Genomic DNA, 16,257 nt, shown 5'->3' with positions numbered 1-16,257 from the left:
GCCGCCGACGATGCCATATCTTTCCATTCCCCTGATCGCCCTTGGCGTCGGAGGTTCCTTTACCCTGGGCATGGTGCTGCCGCTCGACCACGCACGGGATGCGAACGAAGCGAACTCCTTGACAGCATTTGTTCTTGGCATTGGTTACTTCGCAGGCGCCTTGGGTCCATTCTTGCTTGGCGTGGCGCGCGACAGCACCGGGGGGTTCACTGTTCCAGTCTGGATGCTGGTTATCGCCGCGTTTCTCAAGCTGTCACTAGCCCCGCTGCTTCACCCCGGCCGCATCTAGCTGGGGGAAAGCAGCAATGACCGTGTCCACCGCTCTTGTTCGGTCGCCTCCAAACTCACGTCAAAATGGTGACCTCATTCGCATCTTCGTCTGCTATGGCGCTAACCAGACCTAAGCCGAGCGGCTGCCCACCCCTTTGCGGCCCCTGAGCAATACGAAAGATCGACCCTTTGCGGAAGTTCGCTTCCGCTCAGCCGAACTCACGCCGGTGACCCAAAGCGGTCACTGCGCCCCACGGATTTCCGCATTTCGGCATCGCGCCACTGCTGCCATTGCTGCCTCAGCTTGCTCTTGGACATGCCTATGGATTCATCAAGAATCTCGACTTTGAGGATACGTTCGGTGCGGAAATGCCGGAAGGCTTGTTTCGATTGGCACCACGCGATCAAGAGGCTGCGCATGTCGGCATAGCCGAGAAGCACGGGCCACACGATGCGGCTGGTGACCGCCCCATCCGCCGCGCGATAGTCGAGCTCAAGCTTGCGGCCTTCCCTGATCGCCAACCTGAGCGGACGCGTGTCGCGTGTCACATCGCCGCTGACATCATCCGGTTTGATGCTGACGGCGGGTTGGGCAATGTAGGGAAGAAGGTCCTGCGGCATGACCGATGTGATCTTGGCCATCACATCGCTGGCGGCATTCCGGATGGCCGCGTCATTCAACTTTGCCACCAATTGAACGCCGAGCACGACGGCCTCGATCTCGTCAGGCGTCAGCATGAGCGGCGGCATGTCGTATCGCGGATCGAGGACGTAGCCAATCCCCGCTTCGCCTTCGATTGGAACACGCTGGGCAATCAGGTGTGCGATGTCGCGGTAGATGGTTCGCCGCGCGACCTCAAGTTCATCCGCGAGCTCAGACGAGGTCACCGGGCGGCTCGATCGTCGAAGAATCTGGATGATCTGAAAAAGTCGATCTGCTTTTCGCATGCCTGATGACTCCTGCTGCCACAACGCTGTCAGCACGGCTGTGTAACAAAAGCAAGGAAAGAGATGGTCGCGTATCCAAGGAGAAGATGATGAAGTTCACATCCACCCGCCTCATCGCCTCGGATATCAACCGCATGGTGGCCTTTTATGAGCTTGTGACGGGCTGCCGCGCCGACTGGCTTGCGCCCGTCTTCGCCGAGATCGTCACCCCCGCCGCGAGCCTCGCAATAGGCAGCGCGGAAACCGTGGCCTTGTTCAGCGAGGGTAGTTCGGAGCCATTGGCCAACAGGACGGCCATTCTCGAGTTCATGGTGTCGGACGTCGATGCGGAATTCGCACGGCTCAAGGACCAGGTCACGGTCGTGCACGCACCCAAGGATTTGCCATGGGGCAATCGCACAGTGCAATTTTCCGACCCCGAGGGGACACGCGTCGCCCTCTATACACCCGTAACCGACGCCGCGAGGCGGCGTTTCTCTGGCCGTTGATTGGCCGACGCATCTCCGTCCCCATGCCCATATGGCCCATTGGTGGATCGAAGATATCGAGAATTATGGCGACGCCGTCAGGTTCCGCGACAACTTGCGTGCTGAGGGCGGCGAGGAGATGCTCCTGGAGGAATACGAGCGACTCTGCATTGAGCTTGAGGAGGAGGTGCAGTCCTGTTTTGGCGCTTCCGGCCTCGACGAACTCTCTCCCCAGCCCGCTGCCATGAGCGTATGATGACGGGGGTGCCAATGATCCCCGTCTTGGCACTCTTCGGACGACTTCAGGTTACCCTCCTTAACCCGCCTGAGGTCTCCCTGGCGTCCTGTCGTTCAGGGCAGGACGGGTTGAGGGGCCAGGTTCTCGACAGCGATCCCCTGCGCGTACGCCTAGCTGTTGAACCTCCCCCTCGATTTCTTGCTCCTGGGGCTTTGGTCCAACTACCGATCCCGGCAGATCGGCGTAATCTATGTTTGTTCTGACCCGCTGGGGAGCCAGGACAAGAAGGGAAGCTTAGAGCATGTTGCAGCAGACCTCGCCGAGGGCTTCCCTTTCAGAGCCTCACTTTTGATTTAAACCGTCCCCAGGGTTGAACTTATTTCACCATTCGAAAACGACCGCCTTGTGAAGAAATGCTTCGTTTATCTACGCCCAACACCGGTAACTACTGCTTGGGATCAGCAAGTGAAATTCATCAATCAGTTCAATCAGTTGGCATTGCAGAAAGGACAATGCAACTCCTGTGCTGCGTTGCATCATGGGCCAAAACCGCGTAGCTTCTGGGCGGGCTGCGGAATGAAAGGCGCCGTGGGACACGCTATTCGCATAAGGAGATCAGATGCTTGATACGCCTAAATCCAAGCCGAAAGACCTCGAAGCAATTGCCCGCACTGGTGGGCCTCTTCGTCGTATGGCAGCGCGCGTACCCACCTACTTAACGGACCTGCGGGAAAATCCCGCCTGGCTGCCGATGTTCCTGCTGGCCCGCACGATACCTTTCCGTCGGGCACATTGGCTCACCGCCAAACCCGTTCCTTCCTCAACAACAAAAGCATCATCGATGTTTGGGGAGATCAAGGCGGGGGAAGTCGCGTCAGAACTGAAAAGAATGGGGATCTTCACCGGCCTGACACTACCTGCATCGATCCATGAGGAAATCGCCCGCTTCGCGCATGAGACGCCGTGCTTTGGTAATTTTGACCGCAAACTGGAGTTTGTCGCCGGAGAGCATGCTGAAGCCGAACGTCGCTTCGGGCGCACCATCTTAAGCGGTCATCATTTCGAACGGGTCCTACAATGCGAGGCAGCAGTTGCCGTTCAGAAGGACCCGCTACTTCTTGATGTTGCAAGGCATTATCTTGGCGGCGAGGCGAAATTGATTACCACTCGCACATGGTGGAGCTTTCCGACGAAAACTGCTTCTGAAGCCGATCTAAGTCGGGCCTCGTTCAAGTTCCATTTCGATCTCGATGACTGGCGGATGCTGAAATTCTTCTTCTATCTGTCTGATGTCGATGCCGATGCAGGCCCGCACGTCTACGTCCAAGGCAGCCACAATCGTCGGCGAGTAAAGCACCAATTGACGCTGCTCGTGGGCCACCCAGCCGAGGAAGTGCTGGGCTTTTATGGTGACAGCAATGCCGTCACGTTGACGGGAAAGGCCGGGGCCGGTTTTGTCGAGGACCCCTTTGGTTTCCATATGGGAACCTTGGCGAAGAACACTCCGCGTCTCATGATGGAAGTCGGATTTGGCGTATCCAAGCCGTCAAAGCGACGTTATCACGGTGAACCAGTGATCCGATAATCGATCAAGCTGTCTCCAGCCGGCCCGATTGGGCCGGCATCGGTAAGGGCTGCTTCTGGCAGATGGAAGCGGGACGACAGTTCAGCGCGGCCTAGGGGAGTTGATGTGCAGTCGTTGCGCGTTTTCACACATCACGTTTCCGAGGCCGAAGTTCCTCTCCGTTTCCTCATTCGTATTCGGTCTGCTCGCTGGCATCCGGCCGGCCTCCGGGGGTGAGATCCAAGAGCGTCCACATCGGCTCGACCGTCCCGACATGTCGTGGATCCTGCCCCGGCTCCGTCGGCGTTCCGCTCTCGACCCAAGCGGTCATCCGTCGATTTCCACTTCCGCTTCGCAGTTTACGGGCGCATTCAAGGGTATGGCCATGCCGATCGACGAGCGGGCGTGAGCACCGGCGTCGAGCCCGTAGAGTTCCAGTATCAGATCGGAATAGCCATTTGTGACCAGCGGCGTCTCGTTAAAACCTGGAGCAACATTCACCATAGCGAAGACGCGCAGCCAAGCCGTAACCCGATCGAGGTCGCCGACAGCCCGCTTGAGACTCGCGAGATGAGCCAGTGCAACGAGCCGCGCCGAGGCGTAACCCTGCTCCGGCGAAACGTCGGCCCCGACCTTGCCGAGGGGTTTTGCCAATGTTCCATCCCGATTGCATGCGACGTGACCCGAGATGTAGGCACGGTTGCCGCGCACTCGGACCCAGGCGAACGGCATTTGCAGCCCCTCACGAACTCTCAAAGGCGCGGGCAATTCCAGACCCATGGCGGTGAGGCGTTGTTCGATGATAGCCATAATAGATCTCCTCGCTCATCAAGGCACGATGTCGTCGAGTTCCGGCATCAGCACCACGCTCTCGTTCGCTGCGGGGTCGTTGCGCGCACCAAGGAACTCGGCATTTTCGGTGCTGCGATTCACGGCCACATGCGGAACGCCGGCCGGAACAAACAAGTAATCGCCGGGGCGGACCTGATCGCACCGTTCAAGCTTGGCCCCCGACCAGATCTCGATCTCTTTGCCTGCGGTCATAAGGAGCGCCGTCTCGTGCCCCTCGTGGCGATGGGCGCTGGTCCGCTTGCCTGCGGATAGCGAAATCATCCCGAGCCACAGTATGGTGGATCCAACACTTTCCGCCGCGACACCTGAGCGATAAACGGATCCCTGCTCGGCAACGTAGCTGCCACTGCCGCGCACGACTTGGGCGGTTGAGGAATGGCCGGTTCTCGGTTGCATTGCTTCATTCGTCATTGCTTTCCCCTTCCATGCGGCTGCAAAATCGACCTGACTCTGCTCGCGGGGTCGGCATAAGTCCTAAAACCGTGCCCGAAAAATCCCGAAATGCTGCGAAATCGGCGTATCATTTCCAATCATGAACACGCAGCGCCTTGCATTCGGCCCGTTCGAGTTCATCACGGAGAATGGATGCCTTCTCCGTGACAACCGGCCTGTCGCCATCGGCGCCCGCGGCGCGTCGCTGCTTGCCGTTCTGCTCGCGGCGGATGGGCGGGTTGTTGCCAAGTCGGCGCTGATGGACGCCGCATGGCCGGGCCTTGCAGTCGAGGAGAGTAATCTTTCCGTCCAGATTGCTGCCCTTCGCAAGCTGCTCGGCCCAGCATCAGACGGCGGCGATTGGATCGTCACGGTCTCACGGGTGGGATACAGATTTGGCGTGTCGACCGAGCGGCGTAGCGACGGCCCCGATGGCGGAGGGCATGCGGAGGCGAGATCCAGCCCCGCGATTGCAGTATTGCCTTTTGAGAATCTCGGCGGGGACGCGGAGAAACAGTATTTGGCTGACGGAATCGCTGACGATCTGATCATGGCGCTCGCGCGGTTCCGATGGTTCCGTGTCGCGGCGCGCGGGGCGAGCTTCGCACTAAGGAATGGCCCGAGGGATCCGAAGTCAATTGCACAGCAACTTGGTGTCGATTTTGTCGCGGATGGAACCATTCGGCGCACCGGGGATCGGATGCGGATATCCGTGCATCTTGCCGATGCCATTAAGGAGGCCACCGTCTGGTCCGAACACTACGATCTTCAAGTGGCGGAAGTATTTGCGGTGCAGGACGCCATCGCCGAGCGGATCGCCGCAGCGATCGAGCCCGAGCTGCTGTTGCGCCATGGACTTCAAGTCGCGCCGCACACCGGCAACGTGACCGCCTGGGACCTCGTGCGGCAAGGCACATTCAATTTTCACAAGGTGACCCAGCCAACCCATCTTCTCGCGCGGCGGTTCTTCCGTGAGGCTGCAGAACTTGATCCCTTGCTTCCCGAAGCGCAGATCTGGCGAGCGCGGGTCAATGCTGGCCTCATCGCCTATGGCTGGTCGGAAAATCCCGACGCGGATGAAAGGGAAGGACTCGATGCGGCCCTGCGGGCCATATATCTCGACGCCCGCAATCCATATGCGCACTACGCGCTGGCGATCGTGTCGAACTACACAGGCAGGGTGGATCAAGCAATGCTCGCAGCGGAGCGGTCGATCGAGCTCGGTCCGAGCTTCGCTTTGGGATATCTTGTCCTTGGCATGGCCCGTCTGTTCGCGGGCGATGCGGTCGGCGCGTGCAAGCCGCTGGCGCGCGGCCTCGAACTCAACCCGCACGACCCGCAAAATGCGGTCTGGTTCAGTCTCCTGATGCTTGCGTTATTTTTTTCGGGCGACGTCGAAGGCGCGCTCGACACGGGGCGCGTGGCGCTCAAGGCGCGGCCGGACTGGCCGGCGCTGCTGCGCATTCAAGCGTGCTGCCAAATGGCCTTGGGACATACACAGGACGCTCGCCGCCTTGCCGCCGCTGCAAGCGATCCTCTGGAGACTGCAGGCGACGCGCTCGGGCCGTTCAGAGCTCGCAACAAGGATTGGGCGACCTGTCTCGACCGCCTGCTACGAGAGGCGGAACATCAATCGACAGGTTCCGAGCATAACGTCATCTTTCCGGAGAGCGAGGCGAAGGACCGCTCTCCACCCTTCCACGGGTAGGAACTTGAAGGATCGATCCATTTTCAGACGGCCGGCCCTGATCGGCATGAACGACCAAAAATCATTGGTCCGTTTTCTCACCAACGCAGCCCCTTTCCTCTGTTGCTGCTTCGCCGTCCACGTCATCGGACGGATGTTCACGGCTCCTCGCCGTATCATCTGATGCCATAGGCTGGGGGAAGCTCTTGCCGGAATGTGGGCGGTGGGCAGTCTCACCAGACGAGCGGAATCAGGCGCCAGCGCACGCGGCGCGCATAATCGTCATAGCCATCGAGACCCGTGCGCAGCGTCTTTTCTTCAATGCCGATCCGGATGCCGAGCAAGAGGGCGAGGCTGGGAACCGCCACGAGGCCCCACCACGAGCCGAGCACGAGCGAGGTACCGGCGATATAGAAGAGTGCGCCGAAATAGAGCGGATGGCGGACGATGGCATAAGGGCCTGTCGTGATGACCGCCTGGCCGCGGTCCCTTTGTATTTTCACGACCGGCGCCGCGAAGCTGTTCGTGCGCATGGTCCAGTATATGAACAAAATCGCCGCCAGGAGTAAGCCGCATCCTGCCCACTGCACGGAAGGTGGCATTATCGACCAGTGCCAGCGCGCAGCATCCGCTGCCATGAGTCCCAGCCCTCCAAACATGAGAAGCAGGATTGGGATGAGGACCAGCTTGTCCGCGAGCGGCTGGTCCTTCTGCACCGGCGGCTTTAGGCGCTCTCGAAGGAGACCGGGATCGACGCGCGCCATGTGCAACCCAAATACAACAGAGATGGCGATCATCACGCCCAGATAGAGCCACCCGCCGGTGTAGTCTATCGTTCCTGCAGCACCGAAGATGATCGCGCCCATGAGCCCGAACCAGACGATTGTCTGGGCAAGAAGATTTAGAACGAGGCCCATTTCATGCTTCTCCCGATTGAAGCAAAAGCGCGCCCTTCGTACCTGGGGCATGATGGCGGCGCGACAGCGTGGAGCTCTCCAGCAACCGAGCGGCCATGCGTGCGCTGCTCTTGCCGATCCCAAGATCCGCGGTGATCTGGTCGAGGCCGACGGAGTTAGGACAGAGAAGTAGACGCCCATAGAGCCGGGCGGCGACGGGTGGTACGCCCCATGGCGCGAGCAGCCGACCCACGTCCTCCATGAAGCGCCGCTCGTCCTCGCCCACCTTGTTTGATATATTCGGCATATGCCGAATATGTAGAAGAACGGACCGGCGGCAAGCGCGAGCCCAGGATGAGGCCCATGCTGCCATATCTTGTTGCCGCGATCATCGTCATTGGGCTGCCGACACTCTACGTCGCGATGCGATACCGCGAGTACCGCAAACTCCTTGCCGGCGCGTTCTTCGTCAGCAGCGGGATGCAATTCTACTTCTACTTGGCGAAGATCCCGATCCCGCTGATGTGGACCAGCGCTGTGCAGTCGCCTGAGCTCAGTGCCGTGCGCGGCACGGTCCACTTTGTGCTCTTTCTTATCTGTCTGTATTTCGGGTGGTTCTTCCGCGGCGGGCGCCGCGCGGATTAGGAGGGCTCTGGATACTCTGCTGCGAAATTTTGACGTAGGATGGCTCTGATACTACCAAGACCTGGTGAGCGATCCAGCCGAATTATCACCAGCACTTAGCCGCCGCCCGAGCGCGGGAATTGCCCTGCAACGTTCCTCTGCAGCCTTGAGGACGCCCCTTTGCAGGTGACGCCAGTAAGGCGTAGTATTGTGTCGGCCGTCGTCTGCCATCGGGTGCCGGCCGCTTGAGAGACAGTTTGATTGGAGGCGCCGCTATGTCTCTTTTCGATCTACTTTCCTACACCGACGAAGAAATAGAGCTTGTAACATCCGCGCTTAATCGCTGGCTGCAGGCAAATCATCTCGATCCCAACTGCGAACGCGGCCGATGTTGCTCTTAATAAGGCCATACTGCTGGTCAGCTCGGGTGTTACATCGCCGGATGATATCGTCACCGCACTTGGTGAGGTCAGCGAGCCGGACGAGGGAGACCCAGGAGCGCGATTGGCGACTTAACCGCGTCAGAGACCAGAGTCTAGCAAATACCGGATGCGCGTCTGCGGGCTTCTGTGTGGCAATATGTGCGCCTCGCCGGAGCGACGGACGATTGGCGCCGTGGCGGCGTTCAGAGGCAGATGTCGCACAAAGGAGTTTCGGGGCTCGTGGCCTCCCACCATCGGATCGGCCTGCCACAACGGAGGCACCTGGTGTCTGCCGGCTCCAGTTCGACGAGTTCGGCACGACGCCACGCTGCTTTCCTGCCTTCCTCTTCCAATCTAATCGCATCGTTGCGCCGCTTCAGCTCGGCGGCGATCTCTTCCTCTGTAAACCCGCTCATTGCAGCGTCGAGAACTTCGGAGCGTCCTCGCCTTCACCTTGATCAAGGAACTGCACCAGCGCCGATAGCAAATCTTCTGCGGTGGCGCGGTCGAGCCTTACTTCGACTACTCCGCCTTCGTCTGCCACGAGCTCAAGCCGCCCTATCAGCGGGTCGTTCGACACCACGAAGATATCGTTGCCCTGGTATTCGGCCTCGATCATGGCTAGTTCGTCGTCGTCCATTTGCGTTCCCCCTCACGGCGCCCCCACCCTCGGTGAGAGCATGGTGTCAGAGCACACGCGGAAATCAAATCTGTTCGAAGGGAGTAGGCTAGAGAGCGGCCATCGTTTGTCTCGGAGGCCGAGGTTTTGGAGAGCTCGCTCTTATTGCGCGCTGCAGTCTGTTGCGTATGACGTTTTTATGACAGAAATTATCACCACAAGTTCAAGAGGGAGGCGAGACGTGAGTGAGAAGCGGAAACGAGTCTATGTGGCGCTTTTGGATGGCGCCACAGAAGGTCTTGCCGGCAAGGGGCTTTACGATTTCGTGTTGAAACGTTGTCCCAAGGCGACCAGCAAGAAGATTGTGCGTGCCTCGCTTCTGGCGCTTACAGATCCTCATGTAAAAGATCCGAATATCCTGAACACCATCTACGCGCTCGCGATAAAACACCGAATGGACGAGGTCGGCTCGGGGATCGATCCCGACGATGGGGAGAACCCTGCCGAGAAAACCCCAGTTCTCCGCAAGCTGAAGAAGAAGGCAGAATCGTCCGCTTATGCGGCCCTTCAGGCACATCCGACGTGATTGGGAAGCGGTTATACCGAGGCTGCGGCCGGAAAAGGCCGAAGATGCAAAAAGGCCGGGGTTAACCCGACCAGCCATCAAGGCCATCTTCAGGATCCGCGCCCTGGCGTCGGGAAACCGACGAGAACTTTCCTGCGACTGGGAGGCCGACAGATGATAATGTCGGGGTCGGCGGCGTATTTGACCGAGGGGACAGGCGCCGCCCGCAGGGGGGGTGCGCCATGCCGATCGCCGCCGTGTCCAGCCGGATGCTCGCCGTAACAGAGGAAATGCGCGCGGTCATGGACTTCGCGCAACGGGTGCTCGAAGGAGATGGCCTCGGTCCAGATGCTTGCGATTTCATGTTCGGCAATCCGCAGGAGCCACCGTTGCGCGGCCTCGTCGATGCGCTGGTCCGCCACGCTGAACCGCAGGACGTTCACTGGTTCGGCTACCAGAAATACGATGCCTTGGCGCGCGAGACGGTCGCTCGCAAGCTGAGCGAAACGCGCGGCCGCTCCTACGAACCGGCCGACATCGCCATCACCGCCGGAGGGTTCGGCGCGATAGCGGCGGCGCTGCTCGCCGTGCTCGAGGTGGGCGACGAGGTCATCTATCCGCGCCCGGGCTGGTTCGCCTATGGCGCTCAGATTCGCGGAGCCGCCGGCACGCCCGTTGCCGTGGACTTGTCGCCCGTCAATTTCGATCTCGATATTGAGAAGATCGCGGCCTCGATCACGCCGCGCACGCGCGTCGTCGTGGTGAATACCCCACACAACACAACCGGTCGAATATTCCCGCGCGCTCAACTCGATGCGCTCGCCGATATGCTTGCCGCGGCATCCGAGCGACACGGCAAGGTGATCTACTTGCTTGCCGACGAGCCCTATGCGCGGCTAGTGTTTGGCGCTAACGCCCATATCAGCCCGGCCGAAAGCTATCCGCACACGCTGATCGCCTACTCCTACGGCAAGACTCTGCTTGCACCCGGCGAGCGCCTCGGCTGGCTCGCGCTCGGGGCGGACATGCCAGAGGCTGATCGCATGAGGCTGCGCGAGGCGGTCGACATAGCTCAGGTATCGCATGGCTGGGCCTTCGCCGGTCGAACCCTGCAGCGAGCCCTGCCCGATCTTGAGAAGCTCTGCATCGATGTTACCGCCCTCGAACGGCGCCGCGATCGTATGGTCGAAGGCCTTAGGGCAGCAGGCTACGATCTACCGGTGCCCGAAGGCACCTTCTATCTGATTCCGCGATCTCCGATCCCGGACGACATGGCATTCGCGGCGCGCCTTGCGGCCGACGGCGTCTGGGTTCTGCCGGGGAGCGTCGCGCAGTTGCCCGGCCGCCTGCGGATCAGCCTCACCGCGAACGATGTGATGGTCGAGCGCTCTTTGCCCGTCTTTGCGCATGCGATTAGGCAAGTCGCAGCGTAGCGAAGTGGACAACGAGGCTCAACACCGGCCCAGCCGCTTGTTAGGTCAACTCGAGATCGGGCTGCGGATATTGGCCGCGATGCTGAATGCCGGAGAGGACGATCTCAGTTCGACCGAATGAACCGCTCAGTTAGGTCATCTTCGCCAATGCGTAGACGAATGCTTCAACCTGCTGGCCTCCAACCGTGACCTTCGCGACGACACGCTGATAGCTGTCGCCCTCGAACTCGTCGAGACGCTTCCAGTGTTCTGGAAGGTCCGGGGATTCGAATACTGAAACAGGGACTTCGAAGGCTTCGTCATCGAGCACGAGACCGGGAAAGCCAAACCGCGCTCCCCATCCGGCCTCGAGAAGTCGGCCACGGACGGTGCCCTTTCGCCAGGTGCCGCGAAGGCCGTCGAGCTGTCCGTGATTGATCTCGCCCGGCGCGAGGCTTCCATACGTCGCGAGACGATGTTCGGCGTCCATGATGCTTTGGTGCGCTCCTAAAGATCCAGTGCCGGCAACCCGGCCGGGCGTTGCTACAAGTTTGGTACGTTCGTAGCAAGATGACGTGTGGTCACAGAGCGAGAGTGCGTCTCAGCCTCCCTCGCCTCGCCCTGACTGGCTTGGTGTCTATCGCAGGCGTTGAAGGAGCGTCCGCAGCCCCGGCTGGGCGACGTCTCGAATGGCAATCTTGAGCGGGAACCACTTCTGCTTCCGCATTGCCTTTTCAGGGAACTCCGTCGCCATGCGGGAGACCTCGAGCAGATGAACCGAGACCTGATACCGATGGGGTGCACTTTCCTTCCGATACGAGAACGAACCGAAGACATCCGGATCGACCGAGCCTTCGACGCCGGCTTCCTCGAAGGCTTCGCGAAGCGCTGCTGCCACGGTTGTTTCGCCAGGATCGAGGTGTCCCTGGGAACGCCCCATCGTCCGTTTCGGCGGCTTCCGACCAGCAGGATTCTGAGGTCGCCGTTCTTGTTTCGACGATAACAGATCGCACCTGCCTGTCGGACGTCGCGCGCGAAGGGACTGGCACCTGCACCAGTTCGGTGTTCTTCCTCAAGCATCGCCTTCATCATGCTGCTCGAAACATAGGACGCCTTGATAAATCGGTGTAACATCAGTCTGTGACAGCAGCCTCACCGTTGACGACCGTCCCTTAACAGTCGGAGTCCACCTTGTCGTCCGAAATCGAAATCAAGCTTGAACTGTCAACCGAAGCCCTGGAGGCTCTTCTTGGTTCCGACCTTCTCGGCGAACCCGAGAAGGTTCTGGAGCAGTCGTCGACCTACTTCGACACCGTCGAGCGTAGGCTCTTCCAGGAAGGCTTCTCACTCCGCATCCGGCGAAGCGGCGCCGCCCGCATGCAGACGGTGAAGGCCACCGGACCCAGCAAGTCCCTCTTCGCACGGTCTGAATGGGAAACTCCCATCGACGGGGAGGAACCCGTTCTCGACCATTCGAGCCCGCTGTTGAGCGAGTTCGGGAGCGACCTCGCCGTAGAGCCGGTATTCGACGTCGATGTGGAAAGACGCGTCTGGAACGTGAAGGAGAACGGGTCGCTCATCGAGGTCGTGGTCGATCAGGGCGAGGCCGTGTCCGGCGACAGACAATCGGCCATCCGTGAAGTCGAACTCGAACTGAAAGATGGCGACCGAAAAGACCTGTTCATCCTCGCGCGTAAGGTCGACGGGGTCGTCCTGTCCCGGTTCGGCGTCCGCTCCAAGTCGGAAAAAGGATTCGCGCTCGTTGATCAGCAGAGGTCCGTCTTCAAGGCGGAGGGTCTCGATCTCGAGCGCAATATGCCGTCCGTGGCAGCCTTCCAGGCGATCGCCTCGTCCTGCTTCCGGCAGTTCCGCCTCAATGAGGACGTCCTCTTGCATCGACGCAACCCGGAAGCCCTGCACCAAGCTCGCGTGGCGCTCCGGCGTTTGCGTTCGGCGTTTTCCCTGTTCAAGCCAATCCTGTCGGGCGAGGAGCCAGGGCGACTGAACGCCGAGGTGCGATGGCTGGCCAGCGTACTAGGCGAAGCCCGCAACGTCGACGTCCTGCTCGCGAAGGCTAAGGACGCCGATCTGGTGAGTAAGCTGACAGACGCTCGCAGAGACGCGTACGACGATGCGATCGGGGCGCTGAACTCGTCGCGCGCTCGGGCGCTCGCGCTTGATTTTAACGACTGGCTTCAGTGCGGCGAATATCTCGAGAGGAAGGACGCAGCCGATCAGAGCCCCTCGGCGGAGTTCACCGCCGAGGCACTCGACAAGATGAGAAAGAAACTGAAGAAGCACGGCAGAGCGCTGGCCTCCGTCGGCGATGAGCATCGTCATCAGGTTCGAAAGGACGCGAAGAAGCTTCGCTACGCGGCGGAATTCTTCGGTTCTCTGTTTGACAGCAAGCGTGGGGCGCGGCGGTACAAGAAGTTCATCGCCGCCATGGCGGATCTTCAAGATCATCTGGGCGCGCTCAATGATCTCGCCACCGGACCCGATGTCCTCGAGAAGTACGGTCTGGCCGACCACCCGGCTCGCGACAGTGTGCTGTCCCATGCCGACAAAGACGTCCTCATTGGTAAGGCGCAGGACTCGGTGGACGACATCCTCGATGCGAAGCGGTTCTGGGGGTAGACGCATTCATTTGGCCGGGCGTCCCATCCTGCTGCTCAGACGTCGCGTTCGTCGCCATAGGGTGGCAAGGATTCCCGCCGAGGTGCTGCCCCGCACCACATTCACTGTGCCGACTTCGAAAGCGGACAAGAAACGTACACGGTTACCCGCCAGTCGCCGATTGTCTGCCCTCATTCAACAAGTCGGATCGCACCGGGATTGTTGATCTCGTTGTTCGCCAGTTCCGACTTGCAATCCAGCTTGAACGTGCTGTTGCCGATCATTGTGATCTCTTGGGCGATGATGCGGACGCATTCGCCACCCGTCCCGCCATTGCCGGCGTACTGGAATTCCTGGGCCGCCGGCGTGTAGATGATGCCGTTGAGGTGCGAGTTGCTGTTCCCGTTGATGACCGCAGGAGCTGTGTTGCTTCGGTCGGCGACGATCGAGAACCCGGCCCAGGCGCCCGATGTCGGGGCGGTGACGTTGAAGGTCGAGCCGCCATGGATGTCGATTGCGGCACCGTTCAGCAGGAAGAAGGTGACCTGATCGCCGGTGAGGACCGACTGGCTGGCGAACTTCAAAGTGCCGCCATCGATAATGTAATTGCCGGGCTGCAGCTTCACATTGCCCTTGATTTCCAGACCGTCGTACGTCCCCGGCTTCGGCGTCACGGCATATCCTTCGGGAGGTTTGTTTGGTGTCTTGCCCGTACCATTGCACGTGCCGCCACCGCCGCCGCCCCCGACAAAGTTCTGTCCGCATCCGGACAGATCCACCGCTTGTCCGGCAGTCGGCATTGTTTTGCGCTTGAACGGGTCGATGGCCACAGCGCTTCCTTCGCGCGGTTGGCCGCACGCAAGAGTAGTGCTGCTTGGCGACGCCGAGACCTTGCCCGGCGTATAAAGACATTCCGTCTTCAGGGTTCCCGACCCGCCGACATAAATGGCTTCGTCGCTGCTTGAGTTTGCGGTGATCGTGCAGCCAGACGTATCGACCCTGGAACTACCGCTCACCTCGAACGCGCGGTCGGCTGTCCGATTGAGCGCCAAGATGCAGGCTTCGCCGCCCGTCTGGTAAGAAGCGCTGCTGTGGCGCGAGATAGGGAACGATAAGCGAGTGAGAAACACCGGCTGGTAGGCAAAAGAATAGTCGGCCGCCGCCGTTATCTGCTGTCCCACCTCCGAATAGAGGATATTCAGAGACGCGGGAAACACCACCGCGGGGGTTTCCCCGTTGCGTTGAGAGGGGTCCCAATTGCCGAAGAACGTCTCGTTCGCCATCTGAGTGGCTTCCGCCTCGGTTTGGCCCTCGCCGTAAAGCCGGACCGCCCTGAGCGCGGCGCTATCCAATGCCTCCTGCAGCTTGTCAGCCTCGAAACCGGCATTGGCGTAGTCAACTGCAACGGAAGCCGCCGCGAGTAGCGGCACTATTGCCAGCGCAGTCAGAACTGCGAAGTTGCCGTCATTGTCGCGAACAAATCGATGAGCATGCCGACTGAAAAATTCAAGCATCGTTGCGCCCCGGATCCAATACAGCCACGAGGTACATTAGTATGTATCGATATAAAGACTGATTGCTTCAACTATTCGAATTCTACCTATCCTGGAGATATATTCCACCCCTCATGCGGCATGAGAGCTCTTAGAAGTCCCGCTTGCTTGCGCTCGCAGAGCGGGCAAGGTGCTCAACTCGCGGGCCGACGCTGCGGTCTGGAACTAATCCTGAATCGCCTCGTTTTATCTATGATGTCGACATCAGCCTCAACTGCACGAGGCTCTGTGTATTTGTCATCCGTTCGCAGAGCCTCATCTTTGAAAGCAGAGCCTCATCTTTGAAAGATGGAAGACCCACGCTTCAACAGCTTTCGCTATGGATTGGCGAGCTTCTCATGCGCCATCCACATCTCCGACCCTATGCCCGCAGCCCATTGGTGGATGGAAGACATCGAGAACTACGGTGACGCCGTCAGGTTCCGCGACAAGTTGCGTGCAGAGGGTGGAAACAAGATGCTCCTAGAAGAATACGAGCGACGCTGCCTCGAGCTTGAGATCGAGGTACAGTCCCATTTTTTGCCGGCCACAATCGGTCGTAACTGCCTCTTCGGACTTTGGTCCGACTGGTGATCCCGCCAGACCGGCGTAGTCTTTAACTGTTCTGACAGGACATGCAGGACAAGAAGGGAAGCCATCGCCCGCGGGGCCTTCCCTTTCGATCACACCCGTCAGTTGACGTGGACCAATTCTCCGGCGGTATGGGCGGTTTACTTGCCGAAAATATGTTCGTGAAGAATTCTGCACACTCAACTGTCGCAGAATCCATTTTGATGTAGATGCCATAAGGTTCCAGGCTCCGACGATCGTCGAGGGTTTGAAGGGTGTGATGGGCGGAGATGGGGCACTATTGACTGCCGCAATCAACGAAAGGTACGAATGTTCGTGAGCCTTAACTTGCAGTTCGACAGTGAACGCTCCGCCGTCGGTTGGAACGCAGCATGAGTCGCCCGAGATACCTCACGATTGCCGCAGTTTTGGCAGTGGTTCATCTGTTGCTGGCGTTGAGCTCTCTTCTCGCCAGTTTTTCGTTGGGAATGGGGCGCTTCGACTCGGGTGGCGATATGAGTCAACTCGAAAGTTTGGTCACGG

General features: G+C 59.7%; 20 protein-coding genes. 10 read left to right on the top strand and 10 right to left on the bottom strand.

The window, feature by feature from the left end; all coding sequences use genetic code 11:
- Positions 1 to 10 precede the first annotated feature (10 nt).
- Positions 11 to 289, top strand: a complete 279-nt coding sequence (locus tag BSG20_RS24950; protein ID WP_177309886.1) for an MFS transporter — start codon at positions 11 to 13, stop codon at positions 287 to 289.
- Positions 290 to 489: 200 nt separating this feature from the next.
- On the opposite strand, the gene BSG20_RS24945 is transcribed toward BSG20_RS24950, so the two are convergent.
- Complete coding sequence (locus BSG20_RS24945) at positions 490 to 1,218, bottom strand: helix-turn-helix transcriptional regulator (protein WP_072379580.1); 729 nt, start codon at positions 1,216 to 1,218, stop codon at positions 490 to 492.
- An 89-nt stretch (positions 1,219 to 1,307) separates the two neighbouring features.
- On the opposite strand from BSG20_RS24945, the gene BSG20_RS24940 reads away from it, so the two are divergent.
- The 3 genes from BSG20_RS24940 (at position 1,308) to BSG20_RS24930 (ending at position 3,508) form a co-directional block, all read left to right on the top strand.
- Positions 1,308 to 1,706, top strand: a complete 399-nt coding sequence (locus BSG20_RS24940) for a VOC family protein (RefSeq protein ID WP_072379582.1) — start codon at positions 1,308 to 1,310, stop codon at positions 1,704 to 1,706.
- A 31-nt stretch (positions 1,707 to 1,737) separates the two neighbouring features.
- A complete protein-coding gene (locus BSG20_RS24935) occupies positions 1,738 to 1,941 on the top strand; it encodes a hypothetical protein (RefSeq protein ID WP_244541411.1) in 204 nt (67 codons plus the stop codon).
- A gap of 601 nt (positions 1,942 to 2,542) precedes the next feature.
- The gene (locus BSG20_RS24930; protein WP_072379586.1) at positions 2,543 to 3,508 is read left to right on the top strand and encodes a phytanoyl-CoA dioxygenase family protein; all 966 of its coding nucleotides are present in this window, start codon (positions 2,543 to 2,545) and stop codon (positions 3,506 to 3,508) included.
- A gap of 166 nt (positions 3,509 to 3,674) precedes the next feature.
- Here BSG20_RS24930 and BSG20_RS36625 read toward each other — a convergent pair whose 3' ends face one another.
- Genes BSG20_RS36625 through BSG20_RS24920 form a run of 3 tightly spaced genes read right to left on the bottom strand, consistent with a single transcriptional unit; the run spans position 3,675 to position 4,750 of the window.
- Positions 3,675 to 3,818 carry a hypothetical protein gene (locus tag BSG20_RS36625; protein ID WP_167371599.1) on the bottom strand — a complete coding sequence of 48 codons (144 nt, stop codon included), beginning with the start codon at positions 3,816 to 3,818 and terminating at the stop codon, positions 3,675 to 3,677.
- Positions 3,815 to 4,297, bottom strand: coding sequence for a RidA family protein (locus BSG20_RS24925; RefSeq protein WP_072379588.1), 483 nt, complete (start codon positions 4,295 to 4,297; stop codon positions 3,815 to 3,817). Before BSG20_RS24925 ends, BSG20_RS36625 begins: the two co-directional genes overlap by 4 nt.
- An 18-nt stretch (positions 4,298 to 4,315) precedes the next feature.
- A complete protein-coding gene (locus BSG20_RS24920) occupies positions 4,316 to 4,750 on the bottom strand; it encodes a cupin domain-containing protein (RefSeq protein WP_072379590.1) in 435 nt (144 codons plus the stop codon).
- Between the two features lie 121 nt (positions 4,751 to 4,871).
- On the opposite strand from BSG20_RS24920, the gene BSG20_RS24915 reads away from it, so the two are divergent.
- Positions 4,872 to 6,479, top strand: a complete 1,608-nt coding sequence (locus tag BSG20_RS24915; RefSeq protein ID WP_072379591.1) for a winged helix-turn-helix domain-containing tetratricopeptide repeat protein — start codon at positions 4,872 to 4,874, stop codon at positions 6,477 to 6,479.
- A gap of 212 nt (positions 6,480 to 6,691) precedes the next feature.
- Here BSG20_RS24915 and BSG20_RS24910 read toward each other — a convergent pair whose 3' ends face one another.
- Positions 6,692 to 7,375 carry a methyltransferase family protein gene (locus tag BSG20_RS24910; RefSeq protein WP_072379593.1) on the bottom strand — a complete coding sequence of 228 codons (684 nt, stop codon included), beginning with the start codon at positions 7,373 to 7,375 and terminating at the stop codon, positions 6,692 to 6,694.
- A gap of 1 nt (position 7,376) precedes the next feature.
- Positions 7,377 to 7,661, bottom strand: coding sequence for a GbsR/MarR family transcriptional regulator (locus tag BSG20_RS24905; protein ID WP_177309885.1), 285 nt, complete (start codon positions 7,659 to 7,661; stop codon positions 7,377 to 7,379).
- A 56-nt stretch (positions 7,662 to 7,717) separates the two neighbouring features.
- On the opposite strand from BSG20_RS24905, the gene BSG20_RS24900 reads away from it, so the two are divergent.
- The gene (locus BSG20_RS24900) at positions 7,718 to 7,999 is read left to right on the top strand and encodes a hypothetical protein (RefSeq protein ID WP_072379595.1); all 282 of its coding nucleotides are present in this window, start codon (positions 7,718 to 7,720) and stop codon (positions 7,997 to 7,999) included.
- Positions 8,000 to 8,812: 813 nt separating this feature from the next.
- On the opposite strand, the gene BSG20_RS24890 is transcribed toward BSG20_RS24900, so the two are convergent.
- Positions 8,813 to 9,040 (bottom strand): hypothetical protein, encoded by a 228-nt coding sequence (locus BSG20_RS24890; protein WP_072379599.1) that lies wholly within the window; start codon positions 9,038 to 9,040, stop codon positions 8,813 to 8,815.
- 220 nt (positions 9,041 to 9,260) lie between these two features.
- Between BSG20_RS24890 and BSG20_RS37730 the strand changes: the two genes are divergently transcribed.
- Positions 9,261 to 9,605 (top strand): hypothetical protein, encoded by a 345-nt coding sequence (locus BSG20_RS37730; RefSeq protein ID WP_244541412.1) that lies wholly within the window; start codon positions 9,261 to 9,263, stop codon positions 9,603 to 9,605.
- A 221-nt stretch (positions 9,606 to 9,826) separates the two neighbouring features.
- Complete coding sequence (locus BSG20_RS24880; RefSeq protein WP_072379607.1) at positions 9,827 to 11,017, top strand: aminotransferase class I/II-fold pyridoxal phosphate-dependent enzyme; 1,191 nt, start codon at positions 9,827 to 9,829, stop codon at positions 11,015 to 11,017.
- Positions 11,018 to 11,147: 130 nt separating this feature from the next.
- Here BSG20_RS24880 and BSG20_RS24875 read toward each other — a convergent pair whose 3' ends face one another.
- Positions 11,148 to 11,486 (bottom strand): gamma-glutamylcyclotransferase family protein, encoded by a 339-nt coding sequence (locus tag BSG20_RS24875; protein ID WP_072379608.1) that lies wholly within the window; start codon positions 11,484 to 11,486, stop codon positions 11,148 to 11,150.
- A gap of 147 nt (positions 11,487 to 11,633) precedes the next feature.
- A complete protein-coding gene (locus BSG20_RS24870; protein ID WP_244541413.1) occupies positions 11,634 to 11,936 on the bottom strand; it encodes an NUDIX hydrolase in 303 nt (100 codons plus the stop codon).
- 251 nt (positions 11,937 to 12,187) lie between these two features.
- Here BSG20_RS24870 and BSG20_RS24865 point away from each other — a divergent pair, with 251 nt between their 5' ends.
- Positions 12,188 to 13,633: a CYTH and CHAD domain-containing protein gene (locus BSG20_RS24865; RefSeq protein ID WP_072379610.1), complete on the top strand. Its 1,446-nt coding sequence runs from the start codon at positions 12,188 to 12,190 to the stop codon at positions 13,631 to 13,633.
- 170 nt (positions 13,634 to 13,803) lie between these two features.
- Here BSG20_RS24865 and BSG20_RS24860 read toward each other — a convergent pair whose 3' ends face one another.
- Positions 13,804 to 15,126, bottom strand: coding sequence for a TadE/TadG family type IV pilus assembly protein (locus tag BSG20_RS24860; protein ID WP_083539987.1), 1,323 nt, complete (start codon positions 15,124 to 15,126; stop codon positions 13,804 to 13,806).
- 327 nt (positions 15,127 to 15,453) lie between these two features.
- Between BSG20_RS24860 and BSG20_RS24855 the strand changes: the two genes are divergently transcribed.
- A complete protein-coding gene (locus tag BSG20_RS24855) occupies positions 15,454 to 15,738 on the top strand; it encodes a hypothetical protein (protein WP_072379614.1) in 285 nt (94 codons plus the stop codon).
- The last annotated feature ends 519 nt before the right edge of the window (positions 15,739 to 16,257 follow it).

The organism is Rhizobium tibeticum (genome assembly GCF_900110205.1).
In the GTDB taxonomy this organism is placed as follows: Bacteria; Pseudomonadota; Alphaproteobacteria; order Rhizobiales; family Rhizobiaceae; genus Rhizobium; species Rhizobium tibeticum.
The sequence above is the reverse complement of the archived record's forward strand: the minus strand, read 5'-3'. Positions and strand labels throughout refer to the sequence as shown.

What these genes read in the sequence shown, in the direction of transcription:
- BSG20_RS24950 (WP_177309886.1), top strand. Translation starts at nt 11, where the DNA reads ATGCCATATCTTTCCATTCCCCTGATCGCCCTTGGCGTCGGAGGTTCC.
- BSG20_RS24945 (WP_072379580.1), bottom strand. Translation starts at nt 1,218, where the DNA reads ATGCGAAAAGCAGATCGACTTTTTCAGATCATCCAGATTCTTCGACGA.
- BSG20_RS24940 (WP_072379582.1), top strand. Translation starts at nt 1,308, where the DNA reads ATGAAGTTCACATCCACCCGCCTCATCGCCTCGGATATCAACCGCATG.
- BSG20_RS24935 (WP_244541411.1), top strand. Translation starts at nt 1,738, where the DNA reads ATGGCCCATTGGTGGATCGAAGATATCGAGAATTATGGCGACGCCGTC.
- BSG20_RS24930 (WP_072379586.1), top strand. Translation starts at nt 2,543, where the DNA reads ATGCTTGATACGCCTAAATCCAAGCCGAAAGACCTCGAAGCAATTGCC.
- BSG20_RS36625 (WP_167371599.1), bottom strand. Translation starts at nt 3,818, where the DNA reads ATGACCGCTTGGGTCGAGAGCGGAACGCCGACGGAGCCGGGGCAGGAT.
- BSG20_RS24925 (WP_072379588.1), bottom strand. Translation starts at nt 4,297, where the DNA reads ATGGCTATCATCGAACAACGCCTCACCGCCATGGGTCTGGAATTGCCC.
- BSG20_RS24920 (WP_072379590.1), bottom strand. Translation starts at nt 4,750, where the DNA reads ATGACGAATGAAGCAATGCAACCGAGAACCGGCCATTCCTCAACCGCC.
- BSG20_RS24915 (WP_072379591.1), top strand. Translation starts at nt 4,872, where the DNA reads ATGAACACGCAGCGCCTTGCATTCGGCCCGTTCGAGTTCATCACGGAG.
- BSG20_RS24910 (WP_072379593.1), bottom strand. Translation starts at nt 7,375, where the DNA reads ATGGGCCTCGTTCTAAATCTTCTTGCCCAGACAATCGTCTGGTTCGGG.
- BSG20_RS24905 (WP_177309885.1), bottom strand. Translation starts at nt 7,661, where the DNA reads ATGCCGAATATATCAAACAAGGTGGGCGAGGACGAGCGGCGCTTCATG.
- BSG20_RS24900 (WP_072379595.1), top strand. Translation starts at nt 7,718, where the DNA reads ATGCTGCCATATCTTGTTGCCGCGATCATCGTCATTGGGCTGCCGACA.
- BSG20_RS24890 (WP_072379599.1), bottom strand. Translation starts at nt 9,040, where the DNA reads ATGGACGACGACGAACTAGCCATGATCGAGGCCGAATACCAGGGCAAC.
- BSG20_RS24880 (WP_072379607.1), top strand. Translation starts at nt 9,827, where the DNA reads ATGCCGATCGCCGCCGTGTCCAGCCGGATGCTCGCCGTAACAGAGGAA.
- BSG20_RS24875 (WP_072379608.1), bottom strand. Translation starts at nt 11,486, where the DNA reads ATGGACGCCGAACATCGTCTCGCGACGTATGGAAGCCTCGCGCCGGGC.
- BSG20_RS24870 (WP_244541413.1), bottom strand. Translation starts at nt 11,936, where the DNA reads ATGGGGCGTTCCCAGGGACACCTCGATCCTGGCGAAACAACCGTGGCA.
- BSG20_RS24860 (WP_083539987.1), bottom strand. Translation starts at nt 15,126, where the DNA reads ATGCTTGAATTTTTCAGTCGGCATGCTCATCGATTTGTTCGCGACAAT.
- BSG20_RS24855 (WP_072379614.1), top strand. Translation starts at nt 15,454, where the DNA reads ATGGAAGACCCACGCTTCAACAGCTTTCGCTATGGATTGGCGAGCTTC.